The sequence below is a fragment of the Pseudarthrobacter sp. AL07 genome (genome assembly GCF_029960665.1).
Taxonomy (GTDB): domain Bacteria; phylum Actinomycetota; class Actinomycetes; order Actinomycetales; family Micrococcaceae; genus Arthrobacter.
Genome location: NZ_JASBRB010000010.1, coordinates 1 through 18,609 on the forward strand (window position 1 = coordinate 1; position 18,609 = coordinate 18,609).

Consider the following 18,609-nt stretch of genomic DNA (forward strand, 5'->3'; position numbering starts at 1 on the left):
CACGTGTTGGGGGGTTCTCCCACGTTAACCACCCAACACCAAAAACCACCCAACCGGGACCACAAACCCGTCCAGGGAACGCCGCAGAAACTGTGCGGGCGGCCGCTGGGAGTGTGAACATTCCCACGACGGCGGCCTGGAGCCGGATCCATGTCATCTGTCGGTGGGCTCTCGCCTAGAATTGACTGAGATGTACGGACTTCGAAGCGCTTGATTTCGGGTTGCGTAGGATAACGAAACACGGAACGAGCGGCTGCGATTGCGCCAGTGGTCGGCTCATAACAGGAGGAATCCCCATGGCTGAGCACAACGGCGGCAACCGCGGCGGTAACGACCGCGGTCCTTTCCGCGGCAACAACAATTCCGGCGGCGATCCGCGTGGATTCCGTTCCCGGGAAGACCGTAACTCCGAGTCTCCGAAGCGTGCGCCTGGTTCCGGTGAGCGTAAGCCCTTTAGCGGTGGCGGGGAGCGTAAGCCTTACGGCGACCGCGACAACAAGTCCTTTGGTGATCGTCCGCGTCGTGAGGGTGACGGTGAGCGTCGTACCTTCGGTGGTGGTGAGCGTAAGCCGTTCAGTGGTGGCGGGGAGCGTAAGCCTTACGGCGACCGCGACAACAAGTCCTTTGGCGATCGTCCGCGTCGTGAGGGTGACGGCGAACGCCGTGGATTCTCCGGTGGCGGTGAGCGCAAGCCTTACGGCGACCGCGACAACAAGTCCTTTGGCGATCGTCCCCGCCGTGAGGGTGACGGCGAACGTCGTGGATTCTCCGGCAGCGGCGACCGTAAGCCGTTCAGTGGTGGCGGCGACCGTAAGCCATACGGCGACCGCGACAACAAGTCCTTTGGCGATCGTCCCCGCCGTGAGGGTGACGGCGAACGCCGTGGATTCTCCGGCAGCGACAACCGCAAACCGTTCGGCGACCGCCAGGACCGTGCCCCACGCAGCTTCGACCGTGGAGACTCCGGCCCCCGCCAGTTCGGCGGGGAACGTGCCGAAGACCGCCCGGCCCGTGTACCCAACGCGCGCGATCTTCGCAGCGCCAACCGCCCGGACCGCGAGCGTTCGCCGGAAATCGATGAGGATGTCACAGGCAAGGAGCTCGACCGCGCTACGCAGCATCAGATCAAGACCCTTGAGGACAAGAGCGCTGAGTGGGTGGCCCGACACCTGGTAATGGCCGGACGCCTGATCGACGAAGAGCCCGAGCTGGCCTTCCAGCACGCCCTCGCCGCGAGCCGGCGTGGTGGCCGCCTGGCTGCCGTCCGTGAAGCCGTCGGCCTGACCGCTTATGCGGCAGGACACTACGGCGAAGCACTGCGCGAATTCCGGACCTACCGCCGCATCAGCGGTTCGAACGTGCACCTGCCCGTGATGGCAGACTGCGAGCGCGGACTGGGCCGGCCTGACCGCGCCCTCGACGTAGTGCGGTCCGAGGAAGCCAACGATCTGGATGCGCCCGGCAAAGTCGAGCTGGCCATCGTTGCTGCCGGGGCACGGTCTGACCTTGGCCAGTTGGACGCTGCCGTGGCGGAACTTGAAATTGCCCAGTTGGACATCAACCGTGCGTTCTCCTACAGCCCGAGGCTCTTCCGGGCCTACGCAAACGCCCTGGCCGCGGTCGGTCGCGAAGATGAGGCAGCAAAATGGCAGAGGCAGGCCGTCGTGGCTGAAAATGCCTTGGGTATTGGTGCCGATGAGGAACCGGACATCGTGGACCTGGGCTGGGACGAGGAAGAGGAAGCCCGCGAGGAAGCACAGCGCCGGCGCCTGTTGGAGCGCGCTGCCGCAAGTCCCGAGGCAAGTGCCTCCACGCCTGCTGCCCGCTCCCAGGTCGCCGCGGACAAGACTGTCGTTGAGACCGCCGGCGTTGATGAAGCCATCGACGACGTGGAATCGGATTTTTTCGAGTCCGATGACGCCGAGTCTGACGAGGATTCCGTCGAAGCAGACGAGCTGGAAGCCGGTGACGCCAAGCAGGATGAAGAAGAGCGTGACGCCGAGCCCACCGACGCAGACGACAGCACCAACGGCAGCGATGCCCACTCTGATGGACGGGACAACTAGCAGCTATGACTGAAATTCCACTGATTTCCCTGTTCGACGCCCTTTTGGCGGACCTGGACGGTGTGGTCTACACCGGACAGCACGCCATCCCCGGCGCCGTGGACTCGCTACGGCAACTGGAAGGTTTGGGCATTGGCCTCGGCTATGTCACCAACAATGCTTCCCGCACTCCGGCGCAGGTGGCGGCGCATCTCCGTGAACTGGGTGCGCCGGCCGACGACGAGCAGGTGGTCAGTTCCTCGCAAGCCGCGGCAGAACTCCTGGCATCGCTCGTCGCCCCCGGCGCTCGGGTGCTGATCACCGGCAGCCCCGCTCTGGCACAGGAAATCGAGCTCGTGGGACTCACTCCTGTCTACAGCCAGGACGAGAATCCGGTCGCCGTGGTCCAGGGATTCAATCCCGGGATCGGCTGGAAGGATCTGGCCGAGGCATCGTTCGTCGTGTCGGCCGGAGCCCTGTGGATCGCTACCAACACCGATATGTCCATTCCGCAGGCTCGCGGCATGGCCCCGGGAAACGGCACGATGGTGGCAGCCGTGGCCGCCGCTACCGGACTGACTCCGAAGGTTGCCGGCAAGCCGGAGGCTCCGCTGTTCCACGCCGCCGCCAAACGGCTCGCGGCTGACCGCCCGCTGGTGGTGGGGGACCGCCTGGACACGGACATTCTCGGCGGCAACAACGCCGGGTTTGCCACGGTGGCGGTGCTGACCGGCGTCGACACCACGGCCAGCATCCTGGCCGCACGTACGGCCGAGCGTCCGGACTACATCATCAATTCCCTCAGCGACCTCCACCGTCCCTACCCGGCCGTGAACCAGACTGACGGCACACACCGCTGCGGGGCGTCAGCCGCGCGGGTCAGCGGTGACACGGTCCAGATCAGCGGCAGCGAGAGCGACCTGGATTCGTGGCGGGCCGCTTGCGCCGCCTGGTGGACTGCGGTTCCTGACGCCGCGCGGCCCACCGAGCCCAAACTCGAGTGGCGCGATCATTAGACTGGCCCGATGACTGAGCTGAACGAAGCGCACCGTCCGGAAGCAGCCCAGCCAATGCCGGAATGGCCGGACACAGCTGCACCGGCAACCACCGATCCGTCCATTGCGGCCCTTGTGGCCGCACTGGGCGGCGTCGAAAAGTTGCCCGTATCGGAGCATGAAGCTGTTTACAGCGACCTCCACGATGCCTTGCTGCACGCGTTGAACGAAGAGGCCCCAAACGGCGAAGGAGCAGCTTGAGCATGGCACGACTTGACCAGGCGCTCGTCGCCCGCGGCCTGGCCAGGTCCCGGACCCATGCTGCATCGCTGATTGCCGAAGGCAAGGTGAGCTCGGCCGGCCAGGTTCTGTCCAAGGCGTCACTCCAGGTCGACGACGGCAAGGACCTGTCGGTCGAGCACACGGTAGCGGACAGCTACGTCAGCCGGGCCGGGCACAAGCTGGCGGGCGCTTTGGACGTCTTCCCGGAGATTACGGTTGCGGGCAAAAGGTGCCTGGACGCCGGGGCCTCCACCGGCGGCTTCACCGAGGTGCTGCTGCGGCGCGGTGCGGCACACGTGGTGGCGGTCGACGTCGGCCATGACCAGCTGGTCGCGCAGCTCCGCGCCGATGACCGGGTAGCCGTTCATGAGGGCCTCAACGTGCGGTACATGGCGCCGGCGGACATCGGCGGACAGGCCGAACTCACGGTGGCCGACCTCTCCTTCATCTCGCTGACCCTTGTGGTCCTGCCCCTGGCGCTGTGCACGCAGCCGGGCGGTGACCTGGTGCTGATGGTGAAGCCCCAGTTCGAGATCGGCAAGGACCGGCTGGGCCGCACCGGCGTGGTCACCTCCGAGCGCGAACGCCGGACGGCCGTGGAAAAAGTGGCCAATGCAGCGCTCGACGCCGGACTGGACTTACGCGGCTTAGCGGCCAGCCCGCTGCCGGGCCAGGACGGAAACGTCGAATACTTCCTGTGGATAAAGCGCAGGATGGCCCAAGAACTGCCTAAGATCGAAGAGCGCCTCGCAGCCATTGACGGTTTGCTGGGCCGAATCTGGCCGAACCACTAGAAAGCGGAACCCGATGAGCAGGCGAGTACTTGTCCTTGCCCACACTGGCCGCGAGGAATCACTGAAGGCCGCTTGGGAAGCCTGCGCCCAACTGCATGACTCCGGCATTGTCCCGGTCATGCAGGAGTCTGAACTTCGTGACATGGAAAGATTCTTCGGGCAACTTACCCGGCCGGTGGAGATCCTGCACGACCACGTACAGTTGCCGGACGTTGAGCTGGTGATGGTCCTGGGCGGTGACGGCACCATCCTGCGCGCCGCAGAGCTGGTGCGCGAGGTGGACGTTCCCTTGTTGGGCGTCAACCTTGGCCACGTCGGCTTCCTGGCCGAAAGCGAGCGGGCGGACCTGGCGCAAACGGTGGAGTGGATTGCCCGCCGCGACTATACGGTGGAAGAACGCATGACCATCGACGTCCAGGTCTGGGTCCGCGGCCAGAAAATCTGGCACACCTGGGCCCTGAATGAGGCCGCGATCGAAAAAGGCAACCGCGAACGCATGATCGAGGTGGTGACCGAAGTGGACGAGCGTCCGCTGACTTCCTTCGGCTGCGACGGTGTGGTGGTGGCCACCCCCACAGGATCCACCGCGTACGCGTTCTCCGCCGGCGGGCCCGTCGTCTGGCCGGAGGTTGAGGCACTGGTGATCGTGCCCATCAGCGCCCACGCGCTCTTCGCTAAACCGCTGGTGGTATCGCCTCGGTCCCGGCTGGCCGTGGAAGTCCTCACCCGCACCGGTGCCCAGGGCGTGCTCTGGTGTGATGGCCGGCGTTCCGTGGATTTGCCGCCCGGCGCCCGCATTGAAGTGACTAAGTCCGCCACGCCGGTCCGGCTGGCCAGGACGCACCAGACGCCTTTTTCAGCGCGACTGGTCCGCAAATTTGAACTTCCCATCCATGGCTGGCGCGGGCCCGTGCCGCAGTCGGAGACCATCCACACCGGACCCATTCCGATCGTCCGGACGCCGCGGCCCATGCCGCCGCTCCAGCTTGCCTCCGGCGACCAGCCGGAGGACGAAACCGATTCCGCGACCGCAAAGTGAACCATGCTTGAAGAACTGAGAATCCGCGATCTGGGCGTCATCACCGATGCCACGCTGCCGCTGGGCCCCGGGCTGAGCGTCGTTACAGGCGAAACCGGTGCCGGCAAAACGATGGTGGTCACCGCCGTCGGCCTCCTGCTCGGGGCGCGGTCCGATGCCGGGGCGGTCCGGAGCGGCGCGAAGAGCGCCACTGCGGAGGCTGTCCTCAAGCTTGACGCCGGGCATCCGGCGATTGCCCGGGCCGTGGAAGCGGGTGCCGACGTGGAGGAATTCGACGGCGGCACCGAGCTCATCCTTGCGCGTCGCCTCGGTGCCGACGGGCGCAGCCGGGCCTTCCTGGGCGGGCGGGCAGCCCCGGTGGGCGTCCTCGCGGAGATCGGAGAAACCCTCGTAGTGGTCCACGGCCAGTCGGACCAGATCAGGCTGAAAGGCGCAGCCGCCCAGCGCGGCGCGCTGGACAAATTTGCCGGCGATGCGCTGGCGGGCCCTATGACCTCCTACCAATCGCTCTACAGCCATTGGAAGGCCAGCCAGGCGGAGCTGGAAACTCTGCGCAGCGCCGCCCGCGACAGGCTCCGCGAGGCCGAATCGCTGGAAGTTGCCCTGGCCGAAATCAGCACCGTGGATCCGCAGCCGGGGGAGGACGAGTCTCTCAAAGCCGAGGCCGTGAAACTGGCCAACGTCGAAGAGCTCAGGATTGCCGCGAACACGGCGCACCAGGCGCTCATCGCGGAGGACTACGGTGACTCAGGTGATGCCACCACCCTCGTGGACGTGGCGAAAAGAACCCTGGAGCACGTGGCCGAGCACGACGCCGAGCTGGGGTCCGCCGCAACGCGGTTGGCCGAAGTGGGCTTTCTGCTCAACGACATCGCTACGGAGCTGGCCAGCTACCAGGCCGGCCTGGACTCGGAGGGCCCCGAACGCCTGGCCGAGATCGAGGATCGGCGGTCCGCCCTGGCCACCCTGGTCCGCAAGTATGCCCCCAGCATCGACGAAGTCCTGGTGTGGGCGGAAAATGCCCGGGTCCGTTTCGACGAGCTGCAGGACGACTCCACCAGGATCGAAGCCCTGGATGCCGACGTGGTCCGGACCGAAGCGGAACTGCAGAAGCAGGCAGCCGCCGTCAGCAAAATCCGGGCCAAGGCTGCCAGGGAGCTGTCCGCCCGGGTCAGCGCGGAGCTGAAGGCACTCGCCATGGCCGACGCCACCCTGGTCATCACCCGTGAGGCGGCCGGTCAGTTGACACAGCATGGAGCGGACGAGATTACGTTCCTCCTCCAGCCGCACTCCGGAGCCCCGGCCCGTCCGCTGGGCAAGGGCGCCTCCGGCGGCGAACTGTCCCGCGTGATGCTGGCCATCGAAGTGGTGCTGGCCGCAGTGGATCCGGTGCCCACTTTTGTGTTCGATGAGGTGGACGCCGGCGTCGGCGGGCGCGCCGCCGTCGAGATCGGACGCCGGCTGGCCATGCTGGCACAGCACGTGCAGGTCCTGGTGGTCACGCACCTGCCGCAGGTGGCAGCCTTCGCGGACCAGCACATCACCGTCACCAAGACATCCGTCAGAGGGGCCGACGGCGGCACCGCCACCGGGTTCACGTCCAGTGATGTTCGCCTCCTCGACGGTCCCGAGCGCGTGCGGGAACTCGCCCGGATGCTGGCCGGCCAGGAGGATTCAGAATCAGCCCAGGCACACGCCCAGGAGCTGCTGGACGACGCAAAACTGCTGCCGCAGCGGGCCTGACCGCGGCTGCCCCTTGATCGGAGGGCGCCTTGCCCTGCACACTGGATCATTTGGGGAGACAGTTCCTGATCGGGAAAGGCTCAATTGATGATAGGCTCGAATTCCGTGGTGCAGCGATCAAATTCCCGTGTAAATTCCCGGTTCCCGGGCTCGTCCAAGACGACCAAACACATCTTCGTAACCGGTGGTGTGGCGTCCTCGCTCGGTAAGGGACTGACGGCTTCGAGCCTCGGTCACCTCCTGCGGGCACGCGGCCTGTCTGTAACTATGCAGAAGCTCGATCCTTACCTGAACGTGGATCCGGGCACGATGAACCCCTTCCAGCACGGCGAGGTCTTCGTCACTGACGACGGCGCCGAGACGGACCTGGACATAGGGCACTACGAGCGGTTCCTCGACGAAAACCTCGAGGGCTCAGCCAACGTGACCACCGGCCAGGTCTACTCCACGGTGATCGCCAAGGAACGCCGCGGCGAATACCTCGGCGACACCGTCCAGGTTATCCCGCACATTACCGATGAGATCAAGCGGCGGATGCGGCTTCCGGCCGAAGGCAAAAACGCGCCGGACGTCATCATCACCGAAATCGGCGGCACCGTCGGCGACATCGAGTCGCAGCCCTTCCTCGAGTCGGCCCGCCAGGTCCGCCAGGACATCGGCCGCGGCAACGTCTTCTTCGTCCACGTCTCCCTGGTGCCCTACATCGGGCCCTCCCAGGAACTGAAGACCAAACCGACGCAGCACTCCGTGGCGGCCCTGCGCTCCATCGGCATCCAGCCCGAGGCAATCGTGATCCGCTCGGACCGCGAAGTCCCCGAACCGATGCGCGCCAAAATCGGCCGCATGTGCGATGTCGATATCGAGGCAGTCATCGGATGCCCGGATGCCCCCAGCATCTACGACATCCCCAAGACCCTGCACACCCAGGGACTGGACTCCTACATCGTCCGAGCCCTGGACCTGCCGTTCAAGGACGTTGACTGGACCAGCTGGGACAAGCTGCTCGAAGCAGTCCACAACCCCAAGCACCACGTGGAAATCGCGCTGGTGGGCAAGTACATCGACCTGCCGGACGCCTACCTGTCCGTGACCGAGGCCCTGCGTGCCGGCGGCTTCGCCAACGACACCAAGGTCAAGATCCGCTGGGTTCCCTCGGACGAATGCGAAACCCATGAAGGCGCCGTCGCTTCCCTCGATGGCGTGGACGCGATCTGCGTTCCCGGCGGCTTCGGCATCCGCGGCCTCGAAGGCAAGCTGGGCGCCCTGAAGTACGCCCGCGAAACCAGGCTTCCGGTCCTGGGCCTGTGCCTGGGCCTGCAGTGCATGGTGATCGAATATGCACGCAACGTGGTGGGTCTCGAAGGCGCTTCCTCGAGCGAGTTCGAACCGGATTCGAAATACCCGGTGATCGCCACCATGGAAGAGCAGCTGGACATCGTGGACGGCAAGGGCGATCTTGGCGGCACCATGCGCCTGGGCCTGTACGAAGCCAAGCTCGACGACGGATCGGTCATCGCAGAAACCTACGGCAAGACCACGGTCAGCGAACGGCACCGGCACCGCTACGAGGTCAACAACAAGTACCGCGACCAGATCGCCGCCGAGGGCCTCGTGTTCTCCGGAACGTCGCCGGACGGGAAGCTCGTGGAATTTGTTGAACTGCCCCGCGAGGTCCACCCGTTCTACGTGGCAACCCAGGCACACCCCGAACTGAGCTCACGGCCCACGCGGCCGCACCCGCTCTTCGCCGGGCTCATCAAGGCCGCCCTGGACCACCAGAACGCACAGGACGCGCCGGCAGCCAAGCCGTTGCGTACGGTTGCCGCGAAATAGAACCGAATAAGTAGAGGACGGCGCGATGCCCGGCACACCTGAAACCCCCCAAGCTGCACGGCAGGTTTCGGATGCACCGAGCCCGCGCCGTCTTCTGTCTACGGAGATGGTCTACAAGGGCCGGATCTGGGATGTGGTCAGTGACAGCTTCCAGCTGAGCGAAACGGGGGAGTCCCTGACCCGTGACTACATCGACCACCCCGGCGCCGTGGCCGTCCTGCCGATGAACGACGCCGGCCAGGTCCTGCTGATCAAGCAGTACCGGCACCCCGTGGGCATGGACCTTTGGGAAATCCCCGCGGGCCTGCTGGACGTGGAAGGCGAAGACTTTGTGGTGGGCGCTGCCCGCGAGCTCGCCGAGGAAGCGGACCTCGCAGCCGGCGAATGGAACGTCCTGGCGGACTTCTTCAATTCGCCTGGCTCCTCCAGTGAGGCCATCCGCATCTACCTCGCCCGGGACCTCACGGAAGTACCTCATCACGAACGCCACGAGCGGACCGATGAGGAGGCCGAGATTGAATTCCACTGGATCTCGTTGGAGGACGCCGTGGCCGCGGTCCTGGCGGGCAAGCTGCACAACCCATCCGCCGTCGTCGGAATCCTGGCAGCCGCCGCCGCGAAGGCTTCCGGCTTTGGCGGACTGCGTCCCGCGGATGCACCGTGGCCCGCGCACCCCAGCCAGCGTTGATGACGGCGACCACTGAGGCGGAAGCCCCGACGCCGCCGGTCCGGCCACAGACTGCCATCGACCTCGCCATCACCGGGTATCTGCAACATATGGGCGTGGAACGCGGCCTGGCCGCCAACACGCTCTCCGCCTACCGCCGTGACCTGGCGCGGTACTCCCGCTATGTGACCTCGGAAGGGTGCCACAGCCCCGGCCAGATCACCCGCCATCACGTGACGGGGTTCGTCATGGCACTCAACGACGGATCCGACGGCGGCACAGCCCTGGGCGTCAGGTCTGCGGCCAGGACCGTGGTGGCGGTCCGGGGACTCCACAAGTTCTGGGCCCTGGAGGGCATCACCACGGCGGACCCCGCCAGCGACGTCCACCCCCCGATGCCGGGCAAGCGGCTACCCAAGGCCATCAGCGTTGACGAAGTCACCCGGATCCTCGAAGCCGCGGGCACGGACACCGCAACAGGGCTCAGGGACCGTGCCTTGCTCGAATTTCTCTATTCCACCGGCGCGAGGATCAGCGAGGCCGTGGGCCTGGACGTTGACGACATTGCCCTGCAGGACGCCGAAGCCGGGCCGGCCGTGGTCCGCCTGTTCGGCAAGGGCTCCAAGGAACGGCTGGTGCCGCTGGGATCCTATGGGGCGCGGGCCGTGGATGCGTACCTGGTCCGCGGACGTCCGCTGCTGGCGGCGAAGGGCAAGGGAACACCCGCCCTGTTCCTGAACGCCCGCGGCGGAAGGATCAGCCGGCAAAGCGCCTGGACCATATTGAAGGCCGCCGCGGACAAAGCCAACGTCACCAAGGATGTTTCCCCGCACACACTGCGGCACTCCTTCGCGACGCATCTGCTCGAGGGTGGCGCCGATGTCCGTGTGGTTCAGGAACTGCTGGGGCACGCCTCGGTCACCACAACGCAGGTCTACACCCTGGTTACGGTTGACACACTGAGGGAAATCTACGCGTCAGCCCACCCCCGGGCGCTGGGCTGACACCCGGCGGCCAGGCTATAGGGTTGGTGGCATGACGTTCACCCCTGTCACGCTGTGCTTCCTCACCCGTGAGTCCGCCGGTGTGCCACAGGTCCTGCTTGGCCTGAAGAAGACCGGCTTCGGCCGCGGCAAGGTGGTGGGGCTCGGCGGGCATGTTGAGCCGGGGGAGACGGATGAAGAGGCTGCCTGCCGCGAAGTCCACGAGGAAGCCGGCATTGTGGTCCGGCAGGAGGATCTGCGCGACGCCGGTGTGGTGGCCTTCGATTTCCCGTTCCGCCCGGAATGGAACATGAGCACCCGGCTCTTTGTCGCCGCGCGTTGGACCGGGCAGCCGGCCGAAAGTGCCGAGATCCGGCCGGAATGGTTCGACGTCGGCGCCTTGCCGGTTGACCGGATGTGGCAGGACGCAGCGCACTGGCTGCCGCTGGTCCTTGGCGGCTCCAGGCTGCGCCTCACCATAGTCCTGAATCCGGACAACGAAACCGTCCGGGAAGTGCTGGACTCCTCGAGCCGCTGAGTTTTTGTCCACTTACCGCCGTTTTGGGAGCCGGTGGGGAGGATTATCTGGACAAAAACTCCCAGAACGCACGACGGCGGGCCGGTCACTTATAAAGGTGACCGGCCCGCCGTCGTGCGTCGGTTGGGCCCACGCCGGCGAGGGACCCGAGCCGAGCTTGCGAGTTTTGGGAGCCGGTGGGGAGGATCAGGGTACGTGCCGTTCTTCCAGTCCGTTGTATTCGCTCAGCGGGCGGATCAGGGAGTTGCTGGCCGCCTGTTCCATAATGTGGGCGGTCCAGCCGGTGATGCGGCTGGCCACAAACAGGGGAGTGAACGTGGGGGTGTCGAAGCCCATGAGGTGGTAGGTGGGGCCGGCCGGGTAGTCGAGATTCGGTTTGATGGCCTTGGCCTCGTCCATGGCCTGCTCGAGGCCGTTGTAGAGTCCCAGCAGTTCGGGCCGGCCGTAGTGGGCGATCATCTTATCCAGCGCGGCCTTCATGGTGGGGACGCGGGAGTCACCGTGCTTGTAGACGCGGTGGCCGAAGCCCATGACTTTTTTCTTCTGTGCCAGGGCGTCCTCCATCCAGGCCTTGGCCCGGGTGGCGGCTTCGTCCAGTGATTCCTCGGGCCGGATGCCGATCTCGTCGAAGGTGTGCATCACGGCTTCGTTGGCGCCGCCATGCAGCGGGCCCTTGAGGGCGCCGATCGCACCGGTCACTGCCGAGTGCAGGTCGGACAGGCTGGAGGTGATGACCCGGGCGGTGAAGGTGGAGGCGTTGAAGGAGTGCTCGGCGTACAGGATCATCGAGACGTTGAAGGCGTCCACAACTTCCGGGACCTGGTCTTCGCCGAAAGCCATCCACAGGAAGTTTTCCGAGTAGCCCAGGTCATCGCGGGGCTCAACGACTTCCTGGCCGCGCCGGCGTCGCTGGTCGTAGGCAACCACGGCGGGCATGGCGGCGAAGAGATCCACGGCCTTGGCCATGTTGGCCTCGGGTGAGGAGTCTTCGGCCAGAGGGTGCCGGGCGCCCATGACTGAGGCCGCGGTCCGGCAGACATCCATCGGGTGGGCGCTGGTGGGAATTGTGTCGACGATCTGCTTTACCACGGGATCAAGGGCTCGGCCGGCGCGCTCGCGGGCAGAGAACGCGGAGAGCTCATCGGGGGTGGGCAGTTCGCCGTTCCACAAGAGGAATGCCACTTCCTCGAAGCTGCAGTTCGCGGCGAGCTCCTGGACGGGATAGCCGCGGTACAGCAGCGAATTGGTGTCCGGGTTGACCTTCGAAACCGCGGTGTAGTCCACCACGACGCCGGCCAGGCCCTTCTTGATATCAACAGCTTCCATGCTGTCCTCCTTCGTTCATTGGGCAAGCCCGGGTGTGCCGGAATGCTTGCAGTCTCCTTGGTGGCTCCCGGGTCCTAGCGGACGCCGGGAACGTGGAAGTTGAAAACGCCGGTATCGAAGTGGTTGTAGGCCTCGTAGTCCACAAGGTCATATAGCCGCGCCCGGGTGAGCATGTTCTCCACCTGTGCTTCCTGCGACCCTGTTGCCTTGATCGATTCCAGAGTACGCTCTGCTGCGCCCATGGCAATGCGTAGCAGCGTGACAGGATAAATGACCATGTTGACGCCGACTCCCTGCAGCTCGTCCACGGTGAACAGGTCGCTCTTGCCGAACTCGGTCATGTTGGCCAGGATGGGCACGTCCACGGCGTCGCGGATGGCTTGGAACTCGGACAGGTCCTTCATCGCTTCCGGGAAGATGGCGTCCGCACCGGCATCCACGAGGGCCCGTGCCCTGTCCGTGGCGGCTTCGATCCCGTCCATGGCGCGGATGTCGGTCCGGGCCATGATGAGGAAGTTCGGATCGCGGCGGGCATCAGCCGCGGCGCGGATGCGCTTGGTGGCCGTGTCCAGGTCCACCACGTTTTTGCCGTCCAGGTGCCCGCAGCGTTTGGGGTTGAACTGGTCTTCGATGTGGCAGCCGGCCAGTCCGGCGTTCTCCAGTTCCTGGATGCTGCGGGCTACGTTCATGGGCTCGCCGAAGCCGGTGTCCGCGTCCACCAGCGTGGGTAGATCGGTCATGCGGGCGATCTGACCGGCACGGGTGGCCACCTCGGTGAGGGTGGTCAGCCCGATGTCCGGCAGGCCAAGGTCATTGGCCAGGACCGCACCGGAGACGTAGACGCCGGCGAAGCCCTTTTCCTCGATCAGCCGCGCCGAGAGCGGGTTGAACGCGCCCGGGAACTGCTGGATGGTGCCGGACGCGAGCATGTCGCGCAGCGCGACCCTCTTCTGTTCCGGGGTTGTCTTGGAATACAGCATCTGATTCTCCTGTACGGGGTGGGTAGGCAGAGCTTAGAAAAGGCCAGCGGGTGCGTTGCTGAGGTCGATGACGCCCGGGGCGGCCGTGATGTTCAGCTGGTCCAGTTCGCCCGGGCCCAGGTCCGGGAGGCTTTCGGCGGCGGCGAGGAAACGCTCTATTTCCTCTTCGGCGACCAGGCCTGCTGCCAGGCTGCGGAACTTGTTGATGTACTGCTGGCGGGCGAACGGGCGGGCGCCGAGCGGGTGGGCGTCGGCTACGGCGATCTGGGCGGTGATGACCGTGCCGTCGTTCAGGGTGATCTTCACGGAACCGCCGAAGGCCTTCTCGGCGATGTCCAGGGAGTGGTAGCGGCGGGTCCATTCGGGGTCTTCCGCGGTGGTGACCTTGTGCCATAGCTCCACGGTGTCGGCGCGGCCGGCACGCTCAGGGCTGTAGGAGTCCGCGTGGTGCCAGGAGCCGTCCTGGAGTGCCACGGTGAAGATGTACGGAATGGAGTGGTCCAGGGTTTCCCGGCTTGCCGTGGGGCTGTACTTCTGAGGATCGTTGGCACCGGAACCGATTACGTAGTGCGTGTGGTGGCTGGTCTTGATCAGGACTGAGGCCACGTTGGCCGGGTCGGTGGCCTCCGGGTGCTCAGTGTGCAGCTTGCGGGCGAGGTCGATCCAGGCCTGGGCCTGGTATTCGGCGGAGTGTTCCTTGGTATACGTGTCCATGATGGCGCGCTTGGCTTCGCCGGCCTCTGGCAGCGGGACCTCGTAGGAGGCGTCCGGACCGTCCAGCATCCAGGCGATCACACCGTCTTCGCCCTCGTAGATCGGCACGGGGGAAGTCTGGCCGCGCATGGAGCGGTCCACGGCTTCGACGGCCATCTTGCCTGCAAACGCCGGTGCGTGGGCCTTCCAGGTGGAGATTTCGCCTTTGCGGGACTGGCGGGTGGCAGTGGTGGTGTGCAGAGCCTGGCCCACCGACTGGAAGATGGTTTCGACGTCGAGTCCCAGGAGTGTGCCGATGCCGGCAGCCGCGGACGGGCCGAGGTGGGCCACATGGTCGATCTTGTGCTGGTGCAGGCAGATCGCTTTGACGAGATTGACCTGGATCTCATAGCCAGTGGCGATGCCGCGGATCAGGTCTTTCCCGCTGGATCCGACGTGCTGGGCGACGGCGAGAATCGGCGGGATGTTGTCGCCCGGATGGGAATATTCCGCGGCCAGGAACGTGTCATGGTAATCGAGCTCGCGGACGGCCACGCCGTTCGCCCAGGCTGCCCACTCGGGGGAGACCCGGTCCGTGATGCCGAAGACGCCGGAGCCCTTGCCGTTGGTGGTCGGTGCGTGGGTCAGCGCCTGGGCCCGGGCAGCGACAATCGGTGCACGGTTCAGTGAAGCGATGGCCACGGAAGCATTGTCGATGACACGGTTGATAACCATCTCGGTGACCTCGGGCGTGACCTCGACGGCGTCGGCGGCGACGACCGCGATCTTGTGTGCCAATTGGTCTTCACGGGCGAGGTTTTCTTCGCTTTTGTAGACGCGGACGTGGTTGAGCTTAACCATGGTGCTCCTTCTTAGTGCTGTGGATGGGTAGCTTTGACGTGGGAAAGGCTGCGGTGCAGGTGCAGGGTGGTGGCTGCTTCGGCGAGCCTGGCGTTGCCTGCGGCGATGGCCTCGGCAATGGCCGCGTGCTCGACGGCGGCCGCGTACAGTCGCGGTGCGTCATCGGCTGCGAGGCGGCGGACCCGGACCAGATGGACCCGCAGGCTGCGCATCGCCTGCGCGAGGTAGGAGTTTGAGATGGCAGCGTCGATCGCCTCATCCAGCCGGCCCACCAGGGCGTAGTACTCATGGCGGGCAGGATCGGTGTCGCTGATCAGCTCCTGCGCCCGCAGGAGATCGGCGTGGAGCTTCGCAAAGACAGCGCGCTCGCCGCGTTCGGCAGCGAGGGCAGCAGCCTTGCCCTCCAGGGTTTCGCGGAGCTCGAACATCTCATCGATGTCCTCCAGCGAGATATCGGTGACGACGACGCCGCGGCCGCCTGCCGCCGTCGTCAGCCCTTCGGCGCTGAGCCGGCTCAGCGCCTCCCGGACCGGCGTGCGTGAGACGCCCAGGCGCTCTGATTGCTCCACTTCGGCGAGGACCGTTCCGGGCGTCAGACGCCATTCGATAATGTCTTCGCGCAGCGTTGCATAGGCTTTGTCGCTGGCCCGCATAGTCCCTCCCGTCAATCTGCTCATAGGCCCCAGTGTATACAAGAATTGTTAAATGGCCCAGCAAAAGCCGGTTCGTTAGCGGAATGGTCGCGTGTATGTATACATGGGGCTTGTCTGGGAAGGGTTGCCCGCATAGCATGGTGGCAACACAGCGACGTGAACGGGAGCCCATGATGGTCAGCGGAAATTACCGGGAAGCATATTCGCGCAGCATCGAACAGAAGGACGCCTTCTGGCTCGAGGCAGCAGGCGGCGTGACCTGGTCCAGGACTCCGGAGACCGCGCTTGATGGATCGGCCGCCCCGCTGTTCCGCTGGTTTCCCGATGGCATACTCAATACGAGCTACAACGCCCTGGACCGCCACGTTGAGGCCGGCCGCGGGGACCAGGCTGCCCTCATCTACGACTCCGCGATGCTGGGGATCAAGCGCACGTACAGTTACGCCGAACTGACGGACCTAGTGGCGCGGTTCGCGGGTGTGCTGCGCTCGCAGGGGGTCCACAAGGGGGACAGGGTGGTCATTTACATGCCCATGATTCCCGAGGCCGCCATTGCAATGCTGGCGACGGCGCGGCTCGGAGCCGTGCATTCGGTGGTCTTCGGCGGGTTCGCGCCCAGAGAACTCGCCGCCCGCATCACGGATGCCGGTCCGGCCGCGATTGTGACGGCATCGGGAGGGATTGAGCCCTCACGAAGGGTGGAGTATCTTCCGGCGGTCGCTGAAGCGCTCGAGCTTGCCGGTGCCGGGCAGACGCCCGTCATCGTCAAGGGCCGGGAAGGCTTTGTGCACCACGCCTCCGAGTATCCGGACTGGCTGGACTGGGACCTGTGCATTGAGGCTGCCGCCCCTGCGGCAGCAGTGGACGTCGCAGCAACCGACCCCCTCTACATCCTCTACACCTCGGGCACCACCGGCACGCCGAAGGGCGTCGTGCGGGACAACGGCGGCCATGCTGTCGCGCTCAGCTGGACCATGGCAAACATCTACGACGTCGGTCCGGGTGACGTGATGTGGACCGCGTCCGACGTCGGCTGGGTGGTGGGGCATTCCTATATTGTTTATGGCCCACTGCTGGCCGGTGCCACCACGGTCCTCTATGAGGGCAAGCCGGTCGGGACCCCTGATGCGGGAGCGTTCTGGCGCGTCGTGCAGGACCACAAGGTCAACGTCCTGTTCACTGCTCCCACTGCCCTCCGCGCGATCCGTAAGGCAGACCCACATGCTGCGGAACTGGCCCACTACGACATTGAAACCCTGCGATCGCTGTTTGCCGCCGGCGAGCGGCTGGACACGGACACCTACCGCTGGGCAGGTGAGGTCCTGGGTGTTCCGGTGGTGGATCACTGGTGGCAGACCGAAACTGGCTGGGCCATCTGCGCCAACCCGCGCGGGCTGGAGGACCTTCCCTTCAAGCCCGGGTCACCGACAGTGCCCATGCCCGGCTTCGAACTGAAGATTGTGGACGGCTCCGGAGCTGCGGTGCAGCCGGGGGAGGAGGGCAACATTGTCCTCCAGCTTCCCTTGCCTCCCGGCACCCTGACCACCCTCTGGCAGAACGACGACCGTTATGTGTCCTCGTACCTTGCGGCCTTTGAAGGCAGCTACGCCACAGGTGACAGCGGCTACCGGGATGCCGACGGCTACGTCTTTGTGATGGGCCGGACCGACGACATCATCAACGTGGCGGGCCACCGGCTGTCCACCGGCGCGATTGAGCAGGTCATTGCCAGCCACCCCGCCGTCGCAGAATGTGCCGTGATCGGTGTGGCAGATCCCCTCAAGGGTCAGCGCGCCAGCGGCTACGTGGTACTCAAGGCAGGCGTGACCGCCAACGGCAACGAGGTGGTCCGCGAGCTGATCGCCCTTGTCAGGAAGGACATCGGGCCGGTGGCCGACTTCAAGCACGCCGCGGTGGTCGAAGCACTCCCCAAGACCAGGTCAGGGAAGATCCTGCGCAAGACCATGCGCCAGATTGCCGACGGCGACGAGTACATTGTGCCCTCAACGATTGAGGATCCGGAGGTGATCGGGCAGTTGCTGGGCGTGCTCCGGCCGGAAAGCGCCGTTTAGCACCCGCGGTAGTAGCCCCGGACGCCAGGAAGGCTTGACTGACGAAGGAGTTCCAATGCCACAGGCTTTGACCTCACGGTTCCTGTTCGGTCCGGGACCGAGCAATTGCTACCCGGAAGTGACCGCCGCGTTGGCGCATCCGGTGATTGGGCACCTGGATCCCGTCTTCATTGAACGGCTCGACAACACCTGCGAGGGCCTCCGCACGGTCTGGGGGACTCGGAATGCCCGCACTCTGCCCTTGAGCGTCACCGGTTCCGGTGGCATGGAAGCGGCTTTGTGAACACCGTGGATGACGGTGACGTGGCAGTGATCCCCGTCAACGGTCTCTTCGGTGAACGCATGTGTGAGGTGGCCCGCCGCTGCGGCGCGACTGTGGTGCGTGTTGACCACGAATAGGGTACGCCCATCGACGTCGAGCGCGTTCTGACCGTTCACCCACAGCCGAAGGTGATTGCGGCAGTCCACGCCGAAACGTCAACGGGCGTCCATCGGCGGGGCTGGAGTTGCACGCCGATGACTGGGGAATCGACGTCGGCTATGGCGGCACCCAGAAATGCCTTGGTCTGCCGCAGGGACTCTCGCCCTTCACAATGTCGGGCAGGGCCTTCTAGCGAAGAATCAAGGATCCCTCCTCTTACCTGGACGTCGGCCTGCTGGGCGGTTACGCCGGGGCCGCCACTGGCAGCGGACGAACGTACCATCACACGCCACCGGTGACTATGCTCGCCGGCTTGGAGGCGGGGTTGCAAAGAATTCTGGCCGAGGGACTGGACACGGTCCAGGCACGCCACCGCGCGGCAGGGGCCGCGTTGCAGGCGGGGCTCCAGGAGATGGGACTTGAGCTGTTCGCGGCCGAGGGCCACCGGCTGCCCAGCCTTACCACTGTAAAGGTCTGGACGGCGTCGACTCCGCGGCCGTACGCCATTATCTTCTGGAGCATTTCAGCATCGAGATTGGCTCAGGGGCGGGCAAGTACGCTTCCAGCATCTGACGGAACGGCCTGATGGGCCCCCACGCAAACGCCGCGTCGGTGACCCTGGTGCTGGGGCCTCTGAAGGAAGCCATCTTCGCTGCCTAGCCGCGGGCTCCAGGGAAAACATGC

Annotated in this window: 14 protein-coding genes and 2 pseudogenes; 12 read left to right on the forward strand and 4 right to left on the reverse strand. The window is 65.5% G+C overall.

Annotated features, from left to right (window positions below; genetic code table 11):
- The first annotated feature begins 296 nt into the window (after positions 1 to 296).
- The 10 genes from QK290_RS10180 (at position 297) to QK290_RS10225 (ending at position 10,919) form a co-directional block, all read left to right on the forward strand.
- Positions 297 to 2,066 carry a hypothetical protein gene (locus QK290_RS10180; protein WP_282330553.1) on the forward strand — a complete coding sequence of 590 codons (1,770 nt, stop codon included), beginning with the start codon at positions 297 to 299 and terminating at the stop codon, positions 2,064 to 2,066.
- A 5-nt stretch (positions 2,067 to 2,071) separates the two neighbouring features.
- Positions 2,072 to 3,061 (forward strand): HAD-IIA family hydrolase, encoded by a 990-nt coding sequence (locus QK290_RS10185; protein ID WP_282330554.1) that lies wholly within the window; start codon positions 2,072 to 2,074, stop codon positions 3,059 to 3,061.
- Positions 3,062 to 3,070: 9 nt separating this feature from the next.
- Positions 3,071 to 3,301 (forward strand): hypothetical protein, encoded by a 231-nt coding sequence (locus tag QK290_RS10190; protein WP_282330555.1) that lies wholly within the window; start codon positions 3,071 to 3,073, stop codon positions 3,299 to 3,301.
- Between the two features lie 2 nt (positions 3,302 to 3,303).
- Positions 3,304 to 4,116, forward strand: coding sequence for a TlyA family RNA methyltransferase (locus tag QK290_RS10195; RefSeq protein ID WP_282330641.1), 813 nt, complete (start codon positions 3,304 to 3,306; stop codon positions 4,114 to 4,116).
- Positions 4,117 to 4,129: 13 nt separating this feature from the next.
- A complete protein-coding gene (locus QK290_RS10200; protein WP_282330556.1) occupies positions 4,130 to 5,155 on the forward strand; it encodes an NAD kinase in 1,026 nt (341 codons plus the stop codon).
- Positions 5,156 to 5,158: 3 nt separating this feature from the next.
- A complete protein-coding gene (gene recN, locus QK290_RS10205; RefSeq protein WP_282330557.1) occupies positions 5,159 to 6,898 on the forward strand; it encodes a DNA repair protein RecN in 1,740 nt (579 codons plus the stop codon).
- Between the two features lie 87 nt (positions 6,899 to 6,985).
- On the forward strand, positions 6,986 to 8,731 hold the full coding sequence (locus QK290_RS10210; RefSeq protein ID WP_282330558.1) for a CTP synthase: 1,746 nt from the start codon (positions 6,986 to 6,988) through the stop codon (positions 8,729 to 8,731).
- 25 nt (positions 8,732 to 8,756) lie between these two features.
- The gene (locus tag QK290_RS10215) at positions 8,757 to 9,419 is read left to right on the forward strand and encodes an NUDIX hydrolase (RefSeq protein WP_282330559.1); all 663 of its coding nucleotides are present in this window, start codon (positions 8,757 to 8,759) and stop codon (positions 9,417 to 9,419) included.
- On the forward strand, positions 9,419 to 10,402 hold the full coding sequence (xerD, locus tag QK290_RS10220) for a site-specific tyrosine recombinase XerD (protein ID WP_282330560.1): 984 nt from the start codon (positions 9,419 to 9,421) through the stop codon (positions 10,400 to 10,402). The genes QK290_RS10215 and xerD overlap by 1 nt, the downstream gene beginning before the upstream one ends.
- A gap of 31 nt (positions 10,403 to 10,433) precedes the next feature.
- Positions 10,434 to 10,919, forward strand: a complete 486-nt coding sequence (locus QK290_RS10225; RefSeq protein ID WP_282330561.1) for an 8-oxo-dGTP diphosphatase — start codon at positions 10,434 to 10,436, stop codon at positions 10,917 to 10,919.
- A 186-nt stretch (positions 10,920 to 11,105) separates the two neighbouring features.
- Here QK290_RS10225 and QK290_RS10230 read toward each other — a convergent pair whose 3' ends face one another.
- From QK290_RS10230 to QK290_RS10245, 4 genes and pseudogenes are all read right to left on the reverse strand, one after another.
- Positions 11,106 to 12,245 (reverse strand): bifunctional 2-methylcitrate synthase/citrate synthase, encoded by a 1,140-nt coding sequence (locus tag QK290_RS10230; RefSeq protein WP_282330562.1) that lies wholly within the window; start codon positions 12,243 to 12,245, stop codon positions 11,106 to 11,108.
- Positions 12,246 to 12,319: 74 nt separating this feature from the next.
- Positions 12,320 to 13,225, reverse strand: coding sequence for a methylisocitrate lyase (gene prpB, locus QK290_RS10235; RefSeq protein ID WP_282330563.1), 906 nt, complete (start codon positions 13,223 to 13,225; stop codon positions 12,320 to 12,322).
- Positions 13,226 to 13,258: 33 nt separating this feature from the next.
- A complete protein-coding gene (locus tag QK290_RS10240; RefSeq protein WP_282330564.1) occupies positions 13,259 to 14,779 on the reverse strand; it encodes an MmgE/PrpD family protein in 1,521 nt (506 codons plus the stop codon).
- Positions 14,772 to 15,432 (reverse strand): annotated as a pseudogene (locus QK290_RS10245) (GntR family transcriptional regulator). Before QK290_RS10245 ends, QK290_RS10240 begins: the two are co-directional and overlap by 8 nt.
- Positions 15,433 to 15,605: 173 nt before the next feature.
- Here QK290_RS10245 and QK290_RS10250 point away from each other — a divergent pair.
- Both QK290_RS10250 and QK290_RS10255 read left to right on the forward strand, forming a co-directional pair.
- Complete coding sequence (locus tag QK290_RS10250) at positions 15,606 to 17,504, forward strand: AMP-binding protein (RefSeq protein ID WP_282330565.1); 1,899 nt, start codon at positions 15,606 to 15,608, stop codon at positions 17,502 to 17,504.
- A 55-nt stretch (positions 17,505 to 17,559) separates the two neighbouring features.
- A pseudogene (locus QK290_RS10255) lies at positions 17,560 to 18,585 on the forward strand (aminotransferase class V-fold PLP-dependent enzyme).
- Positions 18,586 to 18,609 lie beyond the last annotated feature (24 nt).

Bases quoted from the DNA above. Each gene is read 5' to 3' on its own strand.
- QK290_RS10210 (WP_282330558.1), top strand. From the start codon at position 6,986: ATGATAGGCTCGAATTCCGTGGTGCAGCGATCAAATTCCCGTGTAAAT.
- QK290_RS10185 (WP_282330554.1), top strand. From the start codon at position 2,072: ATGACTGAAATTCCACTGATTTCCCTGTTCGACGCCCTTTTGGCGGAC.
- prpB (WP_282330563.1), bottom strand. From the start codon at position 13,225: ATGCTGTATTCCAAGACAACCCCGGAACAGAAGAGGGTCGCGCTGCGC.
- QK290_RS10225 (WP_282330561.1), top strand. From the start codon at position 10,434: ATGACGTTCACCCCTGTCACGCTGTGCTTCCTCACCCGTGAGTCCGCC.
- QK290_RS10230 (WP_282330562.1), bottom strand. From the start codon at position 12,245: ATGGAAGCTGTTGATATCAAGAAGGGCCTGGCCGGCGTCGTGGTGGAC.
- QK290_RS10250 (WP_282330565.1), top strand. From the start codon at position 15,606: ATGGTCAGCGGAAATTACCGGGAAGCATATTCGCGCAGCATCGAACAG.
- QK290_RS10180 (WP_282330553.1), top strand. From the start codon at position 297: ATGGCTGAGCACAACGGCGGCAACCGCGGCGGTAACGACCGCGGTCCT.
- QK290_RS10215 (WP_282330559.1), top strand. From the start codon at position 8,757: ATGCCCGGCACACCTGAAACCCCCCAAGCTGCACGGCAGGTTTCGGAT.
- QK290_RS10190 (WP_282330555.1), top strand. From the start codon at position 3,071: ATGACTGAGCTGAACGAAGCGCACCGTCCGGAAGCAGCCCAGCCAATG.
- recN (WP_282330557.1), top strand. From the start codon at position 5,159: ATGCTTGAAGAACTGAGAATCCGCGATCTGGGCGTCATCACCGATGCC.
- xerD (WP_282330560.1), top strand. From the start codon at position 9,419: ATGACGGCGACCACTGAGGCGGAAGCCCCGACGCCGCCGGTCCGGCCA.
- QK290_RS10240 (WP_282330564.1), bottom strand. From the start codon at position 14,779: ATGGTTAAGCTCAACCACGTCCGCGTCTACAAAAGCGAAGAAAACCTC.
- QK290_RS10195 (WP_282330641.1), top strand. From the start codon at position 3,304: ATGGCACGACTTGACCAGGCGCTCGTCGCCCGCGGCCTGGCCAGGTCC.
- QK290_RS10200 (WP_282330556.1), top strand. From the start codon at position 4,130: ATGAGCAGGCGAGTACTTGTCCTTGCCCACACTGGCCGCGAGGAATCA.